Below are 16,097 nucleotides of genomic sequence, written 5' to 3'. Positions count from 1 at the left end.
CTTATAAAAAAGCGACTCTGACGCCCATATCCGGGAGAATGCGCGGATCCAGATCGTGCATTCTGATGCGTACCTCCACGGTTCCCTTGGCCAGGTTGACCCGCGGTAATATCTTGTCGACCTGACCGGCCAGCAGAATGTCCCGGTATGCCAGCGGCTGAATCTGCACCGGCTGCCCTCCCTCTATCTGGCTGATCATCTGTTCATTGATCTCCACCATGACTTCCAGTGACGACATGTCGACAATGGTGCAGATGCCCGTCCGGGTAAAACCACCGCCGGCGGCACTGGGGGCTATGACCTCTCCGGCCTGGGCACTGGTATCCACCACGATGCCGGCAAAGGGCGCCTTAATCACATGGTCATCGAGTTGGGTTTCCTGCTGCCTGACCTGCAAACGGGCCACTTGGAGATCTGCCTGCAACTGTTCCAGAGACGCCTCATATCGCTCAACCTGATTGCGGGTCTTGTTGACGGTGATTTCACTGACAAATCCCTTGTCGAGCAGGTTGGTTTCCCGCTGAAAGTCCAGGTTCTTCTCCTTCAGGTCCACTTCGGCGGTCTTGATCCTTGCCTGGATTGCCTCCAGGGAGGAGGCCGCCAGTCCCAGAGCCAGTTGAGCCTGGCGATCATCCAGTCGCGCCAGGGTCTGCCCGCTGACGACCCTGTCCCCTTCTTCCACCAGTACGTCCCTGACCACGCCCATGACTCTGGACGAGACAGTGGCCACCCGGGTCGCAGTGACAAAGCCCTGTGCTTCCAGTTTGCTGACAACCTCGGTCCTGGGAGCGGGGGGCTGAATGGTCTTGCCACCATCGGGAATAGGCTGACTCTGTGAGGCTTCTGCTTTGTTACCGGGCCCAGGCGTATCACCGAATCCCCAGTACCCCAACAGGCTGAGGATCAGCAGCACAGCGACAGACACCGCGCTTCGTCTGAACCTGGTACCCCTGGAGTCCTGTCTCTGCGCACCGGACAGTGACAGACTGTCCAGTTTCTTGCCCAGCTCTGCGCCGGACCTTAATGATCCGTTCCTGTCTTGCTCGAATTCAGACATGGTTTGACTCCTTGTTCAGGCCTTTCCAGGCCGGCAGCAGACCACCGAGCAACCCCAAGAACAGGGAAAAGCCCAGCGTTTGTCCCAGGGTAGAGACCCCCACCTTGATGTTGTAAACTTCGCTGTCGATGCCACCAGTCACCGACCAGGCAGCAGCACCGTCCAGCAACAGGGTGATCACACCTATGCCCAGCAGGGCACCGATGCAGGACAGCAGTACGGTTTCGAAAATGATGCCGAAGCGGATGGAGGTCACCGAAAAACCCAGCAGTCCGATAATTCGCAAGCTGTTAAAGCGGGCTTCCAGGCTGATGAACATGATATTGAGAATGCCCACCAGTGCACCGATCCCCAGGATCGCCGCCAGCGGCCAGCCGAGGTAAAGGATCACATTGGTGGTATCCTTGATTTGCTCCCGGAACAGTTCCTGCTCAGTCAGTACATCCAGTGCCAAACGCGAGTCGGCCTGCACGAATTGCCTCAGCTGTGCCAGCCCTGAGGCATCCAAATGACCGATACGGATGGACTGGTATTGGTTCTCCCGTTTATAACCGGCCTGCACCATGGCCAAGTCGGCCCAGAATTCCGTTTCGAATACGGCGTTTTGCAACTGAAAGTGACCGACTATGGTCCAGTCCTGCCCCCCCAGGTTAAGTCGGCTACCCAGTGTTGTGTCCTTAACACGCCGGGCCAGGCTGTCTCCGACGATCAACTCAAAGCGACCCGCTTGGGGTGCCCGCCCTTGTACGATTTTGTACCCTTCCCTCAGGGCAAATCCGGCGGGAGTCAGGCCTCGCAGAGCCACGTTCATTTTTCTGTTGTCTTCGCGGCCAAGGACACTGACAGACATGCGAAACTCGGGTGAGAACAACTGATTGGAACCCAAGACCTTGGCATGGCGAAGCAGCTCCACTTGTTCCCGGGACACCTGACTGCTGGACTCTGATTGACTTTGTTTATCCACCAGCACGGCGATGCTGTCAGAGCCCGCCGAATCCATACTGGACTGGAAGCCTTCGGCCATGCTCAGAAAGGTTGCCTGCACCGCAACCATCAACACGATGCAGCCGATGATGCAGACGCTTGACCATTTGCTGAGCCAGATATTGGCGAGACTCATCCTGGCCATCGCCAGACATTCGCCGGCCAGGCTGCGATCAAGTGTTGAATGAGATGAATGATGTTGCATCTTAGCCCCCTGTCAGCCCGCTTGCTCTACTGTCAGCACCCTGCCGATACTGCTGGTCAGGGCAATCCAACCGGGCAGAACCGACCCGCCCACGGCAATGCCCAGAGCAATCAATACGACTTCGCCTATCACCGAAGCCGGCAGGAAGACACTGGGCAGAAACTGTGGCAGGGCGTCGGTAACCAACAGGTTGAACAGCCCCGCTGCACTGATACCCAGCAGTGCCCCGGTGGCCACAATCACCAGCATCAGGGACAGCACCAGGGCGTACAGCTGGGTGCCGGAATAGCCCATGACCCTGAGAATTCCCAGTTGCCGTGACATCTGACGCACCGTCAGGGTCATCCCGCTGGTGACGATCAACAGCAAGGCAACGAAGACGATGGCGGTGACGATACTGATGAGTTGCACCACATTGCCGAACTGGGCGAAGAACTCAGCATGAAATTCTTTGTCGGTGTTACTGGAGGTGGGATGGTTGGACTGGGCAAAATGGGCGTCGATACGCTGCGCCAGCTCCATGATATCTGTGGAAGCATCCGGAGAGACAACCAGGGTTCCTACCGTGTCTTTCCAGACGCTGCGCCCCTGGTTGAAATACTCATAATGGGTGATGGCATAGTTGCGACCGCCGCCGCTCTCATCGCTGTGGAAGGTGCCACTGAGACGGTACTTCCAGGCCGGTTCATTCCCCGGTGGCATGAAAATAAAGCTCTTCAGCGGGATATTGTCACCCACCTGCCAGCCGTATTTCTTCGCCAGCCCCTCACTGACTAACAGACCGTCCCGCTGGATAAGGAAGCGGTCTCGGGTGACGTCATCCACCACCATGTCTGGATGTTGTTCAAACCATTGTCTGGGCGTGACAGCAAGGATCATCGGCATGTTCTTCTGATCCTGGTAAAACAGTCCCTGCCAGGTCGCATGACCCACCTGCTCCACACCGGGGAAACCGGCCAATTGCTCCACATAGGACAACGGCAGAGTCTGCATCAGGCCCATACGGTGGGTGACAATCAGACGGCTCTCAGACACTTCCGCATCGCCACTATTGAGTGAATAGCGAAACGCCCCAAGCACGCCGTAGGTTAAAAAGGCCAATGTGGTGGCCAGGGCCAGCAAACACAGCCTCAGCCGGTAGGCTTGCAACAATTCCTTAAGCAACGACAAGACTTTCACTGTCTTTCTCCTTAAATTGTTGCTGCAGAGTGCGGATCGCACTGGCAATGCGCAGGGACAGGATGAGTTCGAATGAAGGGGTCAGTCCCAGGCGGTTATTCAGCATGTGCATCTGTGAAGACAGCAGGTGTAAGAGGGCTGGCTCCAATCCGGTTTCGGCTACCGGCTGATTATCAAATGGCGACATCAGTGCACGCTGTTCATGCTTTGCGGCCAGACTGTCAATAAAACGGCTGACACTGTGCTGCCAGATCTGCAGCAACTGGCCGTTCTGCAGATGGGTTCTGGGCGGAAAGGAGCGCTGAACCAGTTGCAGGGTCTGGGGATCTGCCTGGCTCTGCCTTTGCGTGGCGGCCAGCTGAGCATTCTGGGAAGAGTAAGTCTCCCAGAACGCCGCATAACCGCTGAAAAAAGCCTCGGCCAGACCTAAATCTGCGGTATAGGCGGTCAGGGTCTCCACCATCAAGGGCATAGCCAGCCCCAGTCTGGCATGGGGTCCCTGCGGGGTCGCTTTAATGATGGCGAGTGCCAGCTGGCTAGACTGTTCAAACAATTCTTCACTCAGGCCGATCGCCTGCTCGCCGCCATAGCGCTGGTACTCCGGCTCGTATCCGATGGCGGCCACCGTACCCTCGTCATACCAGGGCAGACTGTCCCCGGCCGGCTGCTCGCCATCAAAGCTGTGATTGGCATAGTAGTCCTGGGCCGTCAGCGAAGTATCACTGCAATAATCTTGTACTTGCGTTTTCAGCATCTGTTGAATACTGGACAGCAGTTGGACATCGGCAGTGCGGAAACGAAAGCGCAAGTGCGGGCCGCCCATCCAGTATCGGATAAAGAACCAACCCGATAGCCGTCCCTCGCGTTTCAGTTGCTGCGCCAACGGCGCCAGCCGGTTGACCAGAAAGGCTTCCGATTTCTCCGGGTCGTGTAGAAATATATGCAGTGAATACCAGTTTTCTGTCTTCATCAGAGCACCTCAAAAGTTAAATTTGAACGGCGGTTGAAGCCACACAGCACCTGATAAAGTACCTGTCCGCCAACCGGCAGGGCCTGCTCTATCCGCTCTTCGCGCATCATTCTGACCGGCCGTGAAAACATCCCCATGGCTGCGGCGGTCAGGCTCATGTCTTGTGCCGCCGCACCGGCAGCCATATGCATATTTCTGAATGCCGCTTCACCGAAGCGTTCCAGCGCCTGCACGGGATCGGTGCTGAAGAACACAATCAGACTCATGGCCGAAGTGTTAAAACGCATCAGCTTGTAGGGCAGGATGCGACGCACATGGCGGATAAACTCAGCCTCGTCCATCTGTGGCGTGAGCCATCGCCCCTGGAGGTCATACAGGCCCACCTTGACATCGCCGCCGGCCAGCCAGGCAAAGCTCACCTTAAGATGAGTCTCTTCCTCACCTATACCGCGGCGATGACGCAGTGCGTCGAAGGTGGTTTGCACAGTGGTCAGTGTCCTGGCCGGGACCCTGGCCAGCACCGGGGCCAGACCGCTGCGGTCATTCCCCGAATGCCTGGCCCGGCACAACTGCAGAAAATCCTTGTCAGTGGGCTTGCCGGCTGGCGATTGGATGCGGCCTCCCGGCTGCTCAGTGGTCAGCCGACGGCCTTGCTTGAACAAAGTGTTAAAAGCCGGCAGCCGCGCGAATCGCTCACTCAGTCCAGGATTTTCCCCGACCCTGGCCAGTTGTGCAGTGGCACAGGGCAATGCCTGTAAATGCTGCTCCTGCAATTCATCCAGACTGAGGCTGAACAGCACCATCTCCCACTGTCCTTTTGCCAGGCAGTGCATGGATTCGGCAGCAATGGGCGAACGGCTTGTGTCCCATCCCAGCAGGCCTCGGAGGTGAAGCGATTGACTGTAGGCATGACCGGCTTCCAGCACGACCGGGAAATGGGCGAATTCGCCGTATTTTTCCGCCGTTTTCCATATCTGCGCCACACATAACAAGCTGGCGCCATCCGGTGCAGAGGCGAGGTCGGGAGAGGCTGGCAAGGCCATGGGCTGCAGGGCATGAAAGTCCGGTTGGTATGAATAGGCCTGGATCCTCTCTGCCTGCTTGAACAGCAGCACAAACTGCAACGGATACATACAGCGGGCAGAGGGTACCGCTTTATGCACCGGACTCTCGTTGTAGGGCTCAAAGCGCAGGGGAGAGGCCAGATAACGGAACAGCAGAGACAGTTTCTGCACCGCGGACAAGGCCTCGTCCAAGCTTCCTTGCTCATCCTGCAGATATGCCCCCAGCGTCTTAAGCTGGCGGGGCAGTGCTGTGGGCAGCGAATACAAAGTGCCGGATGAGACGGTCCGGGGCAGTGGTCGTATGTCCCGGGTGGTAGTTAAATCAAACACCGGCACATCCAGGCTCTCCAGACGCTGATAGGTGCTCAATACCCAGGCATCCAGTGGGGTCAGCTTTTGCATATCTGCCTCCTCAGGGAAAATTGTGTGGGAAAGGATTGATACGCTCGGCGTTAAAGTGCGCCGCCCACTGACCACGGGCCCTGGCCGCCGAGTCAAGGCGGGGATAACTGATCCGCCGGTACTGATGGCCAAAGGTGACGGGCATCAGGCCCGGCGCCAGCACCTTGACACAATGCAGGCCGTTATCTTCCATCTTGCTGAAGGACTGCTGCACCACAATCAGATCGCTGGCCACATTCAGTACCTTGTCGGCCTGGATGTGCAGTTCCTGGTTGAGATCCTGGTGATACAGAGAGGGCAGCCGTGCCTCGCACTCGGCCAGGCTCAGCAGTGGCCCCTGATGCAGGAACTCCAGGCGCGGGTAGGTTTCAGGCGCACTGTACAGCAGTACATGATCCGGCATGTGCTCAACCTGATCGTGGTCATCCACCATCTGCAACGCCTTTGCCCTTTGGCCCGGCATCGACTGCCGATAGACCCCCATAGAGGTGACGACTTCGACCAGCGCCGAGAAGATGGCTTCATGCCACTGGCTGTGGGCAGCCGAGGCGCAGTAAGATTTGACCGGGGCATCGTCCGCCGGGTCGACGATCATGGCCCAAACCGCCGGAATCGGAATATCCAGAGCCATGTCAAACAGGTAAATTTCGAAGCCTTCGGCTTGTGCCCTGGCGATCAAGGCCTGAACCCTGCCCTCCCGGATACTGGCATTGTCGATGCGATCCGGCACCAGCCGGCTGTACCAGGTGGTCAGGTAGGCATCCCGTTCCACCACTTCAAACAGACCACACAAGATGGCTTCTTCCAGGCACCCACCCATGGCACAGCCGTTACTGGAGTCATACACAAAACGGTTAACCGGTGCCGCTTCGGTGCCTTCGAGGCGGTAGTAGACCAACTGTTCGGGTATTAACACCGGCGCCTGCTGCCGGAACGAGTAACCCCAGCACCAGTTGAACTCCAAATCGGGATGATAGTCCAGCAGGGCAAATCTGGGGTTGCGAAGGGCTGGATCGTGCAGAATAAAGTCCTGAGGATCCACGCAACGGCCGGGGTAGGCAGCACGGATGGTCCGATAACTACCGCGCACCTGAGTGCGGGTGCGTTTTGGACTGTAGCCGGCAAAACGTTCAATTCCTTCAAGAATCGCCACCAGTTCTGACTTCTGCGCCGTTTCGGCGCGGCCGTAGCCCGACTCAAAGTCCTCGCTGTCCATTAACTGCATTTCAGCCGTGTACATGGGCATCAGGCTGGACGAGATGCTCTGATACAAGTGCTTGATCAGGCCACTGTGCCGATCGACGAATTGCCGTCTGACCCCCTCCAGCGACAATCGCGGATTAGGCACGCGCTTGTCAACGACATGTCTTTTCAGGCGGGGTCTGAAGTGAATCTGCGCATTCTGTTCGCTGTCCGGTTTGTCATTGTCACAATGGGGACATTCGCACAGGGCATTGTAGGTATGTCTGGAAGACGCCAGCTCCCGCAGACGCAGGCGCCAATAAGTGGCATGGAGTGACTCAGGTTTACCGACAGCCTGCGTCAGCACTTGCAACAGCAAGGTTTTGAACAGATCGGCGGCCATGGGTGTCAGTGGCAACTGCGCCTGTATCTGGCGGTCAGGCTGCCCGGACCGGCTGATTTGCGGCAAGCGGTGGTTGTTGTCGACCCATTTTTTCCAACAGCCAATGCAAGCATCCTGTCCGGGTCTCACCAGGGGACCGAGGTTGATCAGGCCCGGTGACTGACTGACCAGCAGCAATGGCACCTGCGCCTCACGGCAACGCTGCTGCCAGGTTAATACTCTGTCCATGTCGCCTCGACTGTCGGCGAGCACAAGCCACAGACCGGCAGTCGCCGGATTCAGATGGCGGTCTTCCAGAGAGGCAACCTGAGCCGTTTGTCTGTTGGTTTCCCTGAGCAAGCCTTTGACTGTCTCCAGCAAGGTATCACAGCCCGCTGCTGCCAGTATCCCTATGGGCAGGTCATTCACAGGACACCTCCCATTTTCAGTCTGGCGTAACCGCCATACACGCCGGGTGGAAATCCACAGGGATTGACGCGGACATACTCAATGGCCAGTTCCGGTAACGCAGCGTCATTTCCGAGCAACGCTTCCAGACTCTCCACCTTTTTACCGGCGGACACTTCCAGGGCTGGCAAACGGTTCTTCCAGTAGCCGGGTTGACCGGTTTTCTGGATCTGAAAATGACTGCAACTGCGGCCCAGGGCTTCCTGAACCGCCTCCAGGTAAGAGGAACCGGACGCCGAGGCAATCCACTGCCCCCCCAGACTGATCTGCGCCACATAAGCATCCATTTTGCTCAGACCAATCAGTTGGATCTTTACCTCACCCTGGTGCCGGTAACGGAGCAAGCGCAATAACATCTGGCTTTTTGCATCGGTCAGGCTGTCAGGATTGAGCCAGGTCCACGGAGCGGACTGGCTGAATTCAGGGTTGACGGCCAGGGCCCTGGCCCCGGCCTGTCTTTCCCACTGCGTAGCATCAAATGCCACCACCAATGGCTGATCCGGGTAGCCGGACGCCTGCAGCAACACTTCCAGGGCATGAGACAAGGCCATCAGACCGGACTCGGCCAGATTGACGCCCCAGCCGAGGACATGTTGCGTCTCCCTGTCAGGCAGGCAGATGCGAACGGGAAACTGGAACAGAGGCATCTGCTCGATGGCATCGTCATTGCCCAGTTCCAGGCAACCTAACTGAGGGTCAAACCAGGGCTGCAGCTGTATCTTGTAAATTTCGTACTCCGCCAGTTCCCTGTCATCCGGTAATTGGAACTGATCCGGATAAGACAGCGCCGGCAGCTCGGGGGGCATTTGCCCCGCCCCGATAACCGGCACCAGTGGATGGGTGGAGATGTCCAGGTAGGGTGACACCAGGCTCACCGAGTGGCGCCAGGCCTGGTTATCTATCTTAAGGGCACAGAAGAGCATACGCTGCGCAGCGATACACCCCAATATCGACAGCGCCGCCGGGCTCAAATCGGCCTGCTCGGGACGCAACGCTGCCCAGTAAGCGGCTTCTGCAAACCCCACAGAGTCCGAGTTTATTTCCGGCAGGCACATCGCCCGGCCGCTGAATACGCTGGCCACAATACAGGGCTTGTGCTGCTGGCCTGCCTGGGCCTGTAACGCTTTAAACAAAGGAGTACGACAATGATCGCTGACCAGCAAGACAGCGTCTGCCGCCTGAACATCCTGTTGGGTCGGATCCCGCGAGTAGATTTCCACCTGGAAACCGGCGCGCTGCGTTGGTTCAATCAGGCTTTCCACTTCATCCCGGCCGACCCTGGATGGCACAGACTCATCCCAGAACAGGTCCACTGTCCGGATCCCTGAGTCCAGCAATGCCTTGAAACAGGACTTCAGTGCCATGCCCTGCCCCACCAGCATGATCCGGCTATGCTGCCACCGGCCGAGGGCTTCTGACGCCGCTGCGGAACCCAGTTGATCCTCGGCGAACAGCTTAAGTTCACTGGCCAGTGAATGCTGCCCCGGCACATAATCAGAGTCCGGTCCGGGCAACGCATGCAGCATGTTTTTGTCATGCAGTGAACGCAGCAGCGTCGAAAACAGGCCTTTGAGCTTATCCGGCAGGTGTGCTTTGATCTGTTCGATACTCTGACCGTTGTCCATATGCTGCAGGATCTTGCTGACGATGGGATACAGGCCCGCGCCGCGCAAAACAAAGGAGTTGGCACCCGCCTCGAAGAACACGCCCTGGTCGGTTTCCCCGAAATACACATAACTTTTCAGTTTCAGGTACGCGGAGTCATAGCCGTCTATCCAATCACTCATGCGGAAAGCTCCCTGGTTAAACCGATCATCGAGCGCCAGTCTTTGTCGAACACCCGTTCTACCGAGTTGGCCACCAGATGGCAGAGACAGAACTTCTGGATCGGTGACGCCTCCAAAATCGGCAACAGTGAATAGAAAAAGTTAACGTTGGTGCGATACACCATAAACATCTGTGATTTTTGCGCCTGCTGCCCCTCCTCTGTATTCAGGAAATACTCCCCCAACTCCGTGGTTTTCTTATTTGAAAACGCCTGGATAAACTCCTCAGGAAGCGCGTCTTTGAGGCTGTTGGCGGTATCCTGATGGGTGGTCTGGGAAACCAGCAGGTCATAGTTGTCCCTGACGATTTGCTCATGACGCAAGGACATGGCGTCCACCACCTGCTGCCAGTGCTCCAGTATGCTCAGGAACTCGGCAGGCAAGGGGATCTGCCGGAAACGTCGGCTGGTGCAGTGCGTGACAATCTCGTCCAGCTGGCGACGCTTGCCCTGCTCCATGGCATTAAACTTCGCCTGCAACTGGCCTTTGCTGTCATGGGCGGAAAAGAAGTAGTCCGCATGGGATCGCAAAGACATATAACCACGCTGGATACCATCCATGGCAAATGAGTTGCCGGTGATGACCAGCATGCCCACCAGGGTCAGGAAGAAGGCGTCCGCTTGGGCTTGCTTGGCGCCGAGCAAACGGATGAGATCAGGCGTGAAGTCAGCCATCATGCGATCCTTGCTGTCGGCGTATTCCTGCAACAACAGATTCTGGCTTGGCTTGAAAGGTGCCAGGCTGACACTGTTATTCTCAAGCAGCGGCAGATAGGGGCCGCTTTCCAGCTCAAACATGCCGATCTTCCTGGACAGGGCCTCGTACTCCGCCGGCTCCAGCACCGTTTTACTCGGATGTTCGGCAAGCCAGGTGTCAAACAGCCCTTTGAGTGCCGGGTACAGATGATTCTGGAAGGTGGACTGATCGGTGAGAATGCGCAGGTCCACATGGGGACCGAACTTCCAATGGGGCTGCATCAATACATCCCACACACCGGGCGTGGCTCTGGCCATTTCAATGGCCTGGGCCACCGGCCCCAGGATCAGGTCCGCCTTGCTTTGTTCGAAGTAGGCGACCCGCATCAGGTGCCAGCTTGGCTGTTGCACAAGCGGTTGTCTGGCCGGAGCCGACAGTTCAAAATGCAGCTCGGAAACATGGGGCCGACCCTCCACCGTGGAGGCGTAGTCTTTCAGATCCGGCAACAGCTCACTGAGACACAAGGTAAAACGATTGCGCTTAAGCATACGCTGCATCAGGCGGGTAAAGCGGGGGCTGTCCAGATCCACGTAGAAGGGCTTCATGTCCTTGAAGTTGACATTGTCCCAGTCCACAGCGTTGGTGATGGGCTGACCCTCGGCATCTTCCACCAGGGGCAATGCCCTGAGGAAAAACCGGGTAGGCAGGTTGCGTGCCTGCTTCCATGCCTGTATAGCAAAGTAGAAATCCTTTGCTGACACGTTCGGGTCGGGCACATGGGAAAACGGCATGATCCAGGAACGGCGGAACATCACCAGATTTCCCAGGGATACCCGGGGCACCACACAGGGCGAGGACGCGCTGATCAGGTTTCTTTCAATCAGGGACTTGATCACCGTCAGGCTGGGGCCATCAGTGAAGCCCAGGGACAGCAATCGGTGGAAGCGTGGCAACAAAGAGGGGATCAATAACCCCTGATACCAGAGGTCCAGTTTGTTGCCCTGTGGATCCTGAAACACCAGGGTATGCTTATCACGGTCAAACACCAGACTGAGTTCGTCCAACCGCAACTTACTGGTGTCTTGCCGGCCAACCGGAAAAGGAGGCACCACCAGCTCTGTATCACACAGGCGCGGGTGGCGATTGGCATTGAAGCCGAACACCCCGGACAACTCCATGTAACGCTGATGTTCAGAGCTGTTTTTCAGGTAGGACTTGAGCGCATCAATCTGCTCGGCATCCAGAATTTCCATAAACCGGGACATGATGGAGCTGCGCCCGCCAAACACCTGATTGAGTATCATCTTGCCCTGACCTGACTGGCCGGCGACCTGCACCGCATAGCTGTATGAGCTGCTCCTGGCCTTCACCGCATCGGGCAACTGCGCCAGTATGCCGTCCAGTGCTTCAATACTCAGCTCCACATTCTCGCTGCCCTGCAACAGGGGGGCGAGGTAATCATCGAAAGCCTGCTTTACCTCCATCATCTGCCGGTTAAGATCCGAGCTGGCGGGCTGACGGGACTTGTCGATCTGGCCGCCAATGACGCCCGGTGAATAGATCTCGTCGAACTGCTCCAGGAAGCCCCGAACATCGGTACAGATGCCCTGCTCAGTGTACTGACTGAGAAACAAATCCGTCATGTAGGCGCGCACTTCCTGGTTGAAATCCAACAGGAAGGAGATCCCCTGCAGCCGCGACAGCTCCTCATAGAAGGGCGACAGGACGCTGACATCCAAGTCCCTGTCCCGTTGCTGCAGGTAACAATTTTCATAGAACGTGGGCCGGAAAATGGGGCTGTCTTTGTCCACCCCCAGCGTTTCGGCCAGCTCACCGACGGCGTCGCGAATGCTATTTATCTTGTCTTCCCGCTGCGCACAGCTTGGCGCGGCCAGTAACGTCAGTTGTTGCCTGATCTGTTTCAGGGGAGCAGTCAATGCCATTCCCAGTCTGGCATCGGCCTTTTCACACAGGGCAATGCCCCACTCCAGGTGATCCTGCTGCTGAAGGTCGCCGGTTTCGGGCAACAGGTATTTGATGGCAAACAGGCGACCGACAAACTGCATCACCTGCCCGGCGTTGAGCTTCGGTGCCAGCCTGCAGACTTGTTCGCATAACGGCTGCAGATAAAGGTGTCCGTCGGGGGCAGCGTTGAGTACATGCTCAATCAGGCCGATTACCGCATTTTCGTTCAGACTCGACTCACTCAGGCCGGTCCCCCAGGTACGACCATTGCCTTCCTGCCCGGCAGAAACGCTCATCAGCCTGATTTTGCCGTCTGCGCGGCGAACAGAGGTATTCAGCTTGAAGGGAAACAAGGCCGCAGCATACTCAAAGCGCTCGACAAGCGGCGCCAGCAGGTAATGTATCAGGCCTGCCTTAAACTCCACCCGCCGCTCCAGGGCGTCAGAAAAATCAATCTGCCAGCCCGGTTGTTCGCTGCCCTGCTGCCACTGGCCGACATGGGCCACGGTGAAGGTAGACAACGGGCTGGTCTTGGTGGAACATCTGGCATAGTACTGAAGCAGCGCATCTTCCTGATTCCTCAGCTCTTTTTGCTTCAGTTTGCGCGATGGGTCACCCAGGCCCCGGAGCAGCTTGGCCTTGAGATCCGGATTGCTGTATGCCAGGCCATCGAGCAGGTTGTCATGGGCAAGCAAGGCCCGGATGCCGGGACCGCTGGCGTCAATTTCCTGGTCATAGGCCGCAATTGCCTGTTCAGTCAGGACCTGAGCCTTCTCCAGATGTTGCAGAATGTGCCGGATCCGTTCGTTCAGTTCACCCGGCAGGCAGTCCTGCAATGTACTAAGCCAGTCGGCTTTGAACAGCTTGCGGTTAAACAGGGCCCGCTTGATATTAATGGCAGCCCGACTGTGTGACTTTTCCTGCAGGTCGGGGATCCGTTCTTCCAGCGCATCGCAAACTAACGTGATTTCCCGGTCGAGTGTGCTGAGCAGCCGATCCCGCTCCTGCAGCAGGGAGATGGTTTGCCCCGACTCCAGGTGCTCGATGCTGTGAATGGATTCCCCTCCGACACGCAGGATGTAATTGGGGTGAACCAATAAATTCTTCAATCTCAGTCCGGGGTTGGATGTATGTGCTTTGGTGGACATGTTGAATCCCTTATTTCTTAGAATGTCTGATGCTTGAAGGAACGGGCCGCAATCAGGGCACAGACGCTTCCGACAATCAGCAGCACCACGGAGGGTAAAATGGCTTCCTGGTTATACAGCGACCCCATCCAGCCCAGCCGCATCAGCTCCACCACGTAGGTAAACGGAATCAGGTAGGAGATGGCGCGGGCCCATTCAGGCAGCATCTCCAGCGGGAATCCTGCGCCGGAAAGCAGCAACATGGGCTGGAACAGGATCATCCCGGCGTTATAGGCCGCCACCGACGCATTGAGCAGGGCGCCGAGCAGGAAGCCCATGGACAACAGGGCATAAGCAGAAATCAGTGAGGGAATGAGGATCTGCTCCAGGGATGCCTGAGGCAGCTCACCAAACATGAAGTAGCCGAGCAGGATCATTTCCAGGTAGCCGATGAAGAACAGGATCAAGGCGCGCAGAATGGAACACAACCAGACCTCAGACATCCTCAGGGGCGTTACAAACAGGCGCTTATAGAACCCCCCTTCCTTGGAAATAACGATCATGGGGCCAAGATTCATCAGGGCGATACTGAGCAGGATCACGCTGGCGAAGCTCACCGTGTAGTCGTTGTAGAAGCTGGCCCCTTCGGCGCCTTCAGTCGGCGCACTGTAGAACGAGGCAAAAAACAGGTAGAACACCGCGGGCATCAGTAACATCATGGCGATGGACACCTTCTCGCGGAAATTGACCTTCATATCCAGAATGAAATAGGCTTTGAGGGATGACCAGCTCATGCGATGGCTCCTTGTGTTTGGCCAACCAGGACTTCATAGGCGTCGTCCAGGGAGGATGATTCAGATTGATTGTGCAGGCGTATGATCTGTTCCGGGGTACCGTTGGCCACCACTTTGCCCCTGGACAGGACGATGACCTGAGATGCCAGGGCCTGTACTTCATCCATGTAATGGGTAGTAAACAGAAGCGTCTTACCGCTGCTTTGCAGCTTTCTGATAAAGCTCCAGAATTCCCGGCGAGCCAGCGGATCCAGTCCGATGGTGGGTTCATCCAGAATGATCAGGTCCGGATCATTGATAATGGCCAGGGCCAGAATGATGCGTTGTTTCTGCCCGCCGGATACCTGACCGAGGGGCTTATCAACAAATTCCTGCAGATCCTGCTGACGGATAAGATCTTCAACAGGCAAGGTGTGCCGATACAGGCGACTGAAAAATTCCAGGTAGTCACGTCCGGTCAGCTTGGTGAATACCTTGGTTTCCTGCAATTGCACACCGATTCTGCGCAAGTGCTTTTCCGGATGTTTGAGAATATCGATCCCAAACACCCTGACCTGCCCCTGTGCAGGTTTTTTGAGGCCCATGATAATTTCAACAAAAGTCGATTTTCCGGCACCATTTGGTCCGATCAGAGCAATGACTTGTCCAGGCGCAATATCCAGTGAAACATCACTCAGGGCTTTTTGATTTCCATAACAAAGCGATACGCCAGAAAAATGAATTATGGCCTCACACTTATCTTGAGAATTATTCGCAGTGTTTTCCGATATTATTGGGGAAGCAAGTGCGGTCATAATTTCTTCCTTTTTTGGTACTGTGTTTATTTGAAAAGGTATAATGGAAAGAAAAGTAAATCGCCCTCAGGCTGAGAGCGATTTACGCTCAGCTTACTTCATTGAGACGCAAGAGCTGGAACCACAGCTGGAGCATGAATTGGTTGAGCTGATACCGGAAGAAGCACCCGTCTCAGGCAGAGCCATGGCTTCTTTCAGGCTTACAACTTCCAAACCTTCAACGTCCAGGTTGTCCAGATCGATGTCAGCGAAGTCTACTGTGTTGTTTTGCATTTCCATTTTTATTTCCTTAGTTATTCCATCCAATCAATGTTTAGGGTTATTGAGCGGGATGGCGACGCTCAATCAGGGTGGCGACATACAGCCAAAAGGCTCCCAGTTACCAGATACTTTTCTTTTCATTTGTCGGCTCTAATTGAAATAGCGGATATCCACCTGAATTTCGGTTTCACCCTTTACGGTAAATTTTGCCGGATCAAATTTAGGCGGCCCCATTTCCAGATTGGAGTTATTACTAAAGGCGATTCCTTCCTGGATAAATGTCAGCTTTCCATCGGCGTTTTCATCATGAAATAATGCCGCTGCATACTCGCCATTTTTTAGATCGTCGAAGATGACTTTGCTGCGCCCTTGCTCCGCTTTACCTTTTGCGGAAATAGAACAACCGCTTGGGAATGCTTCACCTTTCATGCAAAGAGTGACAGAAACATTTCCTTCAGAGTTTCTGATCCCGTCCACTACAATTTTCAAAGAGCTGGTCTCTGAGTTTGTCGTTGAGCCAACAGATGCGCCATTTGCAATCACAGGTATGAGAAGGGCACTCAAGACCATCACTGAACTGACTGTTCGTTTCATAAATATTCCTCTCACGCGTCTAACTGATCGTTTTTGCTTTGCCTGCCGCGAAAATAGATACAACTTCAGCCGAATTCAGCAAGCAATAAGTTTTCAAAGCAGTTCCACCTGCTCACGATTAAAAACTTACTGACATAATTCTTCTTT

12 protein-coding genes are annotated in these 16,097 nt (G+C 55.9%); all 12 read right to left on the bottom strand.

Features of this window, described 5'->3' with window-relative positions:
* Position 1: 1 nt before the first annotated feature.
* On the bottom strand, positions 2-1,057 hold the full coding sequence (locus J0A66_RS01780; protein WP_206572046.1) for an efflux RND transporter periplasmic adaptor subunit: 1,056 nt from the start codon (positions 1,055-1,057) through the stop codon (positions 2-4).
* A complete protein-coding gene (locus J0A66_RS01775; RefSeq protein WP_206572045.1) occupies positions 1,050-2,246 on the bottom strand; it encodes an ABC transporter permease in 1,197 nt (398 codons plus the stop codon). Before J0A66_RS01775 ends, J0A66_RS01780 begins: the two co-directional genes overlap by 8 nt.
* 12 nt (positions 2,247-2,258) lie before the next feature.
* A complete protein-coding gene (locus tag J0A66_RS01770; protein WP_206572044.1) occupies positions 2,259-3,425 on the bottom strand; it encodes an ABC transporter permease in 1,167 nt (388 codons plus the stop codon).
* Positions 3,403-4,395, bottom strand: coding sequence for a thiopeptide-type bacteriocin biosynthesis protein (locus J0A66_RS01765; protein ID WP_206572043.1), 993 nt, complete (start codon positions 4,393-4,395; stop codon positions 3,403-3,405). The genes J0A66_RS01770 and J0A66_RS01765 overlap by 23 nt, the downstream gene beginning before the upstream one ends.
* Positions 4,395-5,861, bottom strand: coding sequence for a nitroreductase family protein (locus J0A66_RS01760; protein WP_206572042.1), 1,467 nt, complete (start codon positions 5,859-5,861; stop codon positions 4,395-4,397). Before J0A66_RS01760 ends, J0A66_RS01765 begins: the two co-directional genes overlap by 1 nt.
* A gap of 10 nt (positions 5,862-5,871) precedes the next feature.
* Positions 5,872-7,854: a TOMM precursor leader peptide-binding protein gene (locus J0A66_RS01755; protein ID WP_206572041.1), complete on the bottom strand. Its 1,983-nt coding sequence runs from the start codon at positions 7,852-7,854 to the stop codon at positions 5,872-5,874.
* A complete protein-coding gene (locus J0A66_RS01750; protein WP_206572040.1) occupies positions 7,851-9,680 on the bottom strand; it encodes a hypothetical protein in 1,830 nt (609 codons plus the stop codon). The genes J0A66_RS01755 and J0A66_RS01750 overlap by 4 nt, the downstream gene beginning before the upstream one ends.
* Positions 9,677-13,528, bottom strand: a complete 3,852-nt coding sequence (locus J0A66_RS01745) for a lantibiotic dehydratase (protein ID WP_206572039.1) — start codon at positions 13,526-13,528, stop codon at positions 9,677-9,679. The genes J0A66_RS01750 and J0A66_RS01745 overlap by 4 nt, the downstream gene beginning before the upstream one ends.
* A 17-nt stretch (positions 13,529-13,545) precedes the next feature.
* Positions 13,546-14,301 (bottom strand): ABC transporter permease, encoded by a 756-nt coding sequence (locus J0A66_RS01740; RefSeq protein ID WP_206572038.1) that lies wholly within the window; start codon positions 14,299-14,301, stop codon positions 13,546-13,548.
* Entirely contained in the window at positions 14,298-15,095 is a 798-nt protein-coding gene (locus tag J0A66_RS01735) for an ABC transporter ATP-binding protein (RefSeq protein WP_206572037.1), read from the bottom strand. Before J0A66_RS01735 ends, J0A66_RS01740 begins: the two co-directional genes overlap by 4 nt.
* A gap of 93 nt (positions 15,096-15,188) precedes the next feature.
* On the bottom strand, positions 15,189-15,374 hold the full coding sequence (locus tag J0A66_RS01730) for a thiazolylpeptide-type bacteriocin (RefSeq protein WP_206572036.1): 186 nt from the start codon (positions 15,372-15,374) through the stop codon (positions 15,189-15,191).
* Positions 15,375-15,506: 132 nt separating this feature from the next.
* The gene (locus J0A66_RS01725) at positions 15,507-15,950 is read right to left on the bottom strand and encodes a DUF2141 domain-containing protein (protein WP_206572035.1); all 444 of its coding nucleotides are present in this window, start codon (positions 15,948-15,950) and stop codon (positions 15,507-15,509) included.
* Positions 15,951-16,097: the final 147 nt, after the last annotated feature.

The organism is Bowmanella dokdonensis (assembly GCF_017254865.1).
GTDB lineage: Bacteria > Pseudomonadota > Gammaproteobacteria > Enterobacterales > Alteromonadaceae > Bowmanella > Bowmanella dokdonensis.
The sequence above is the reverse complement of the archived record's forward strand: the minus strand, read 5'-3'. Positions and strand labels throughout refer to the sequence as shown.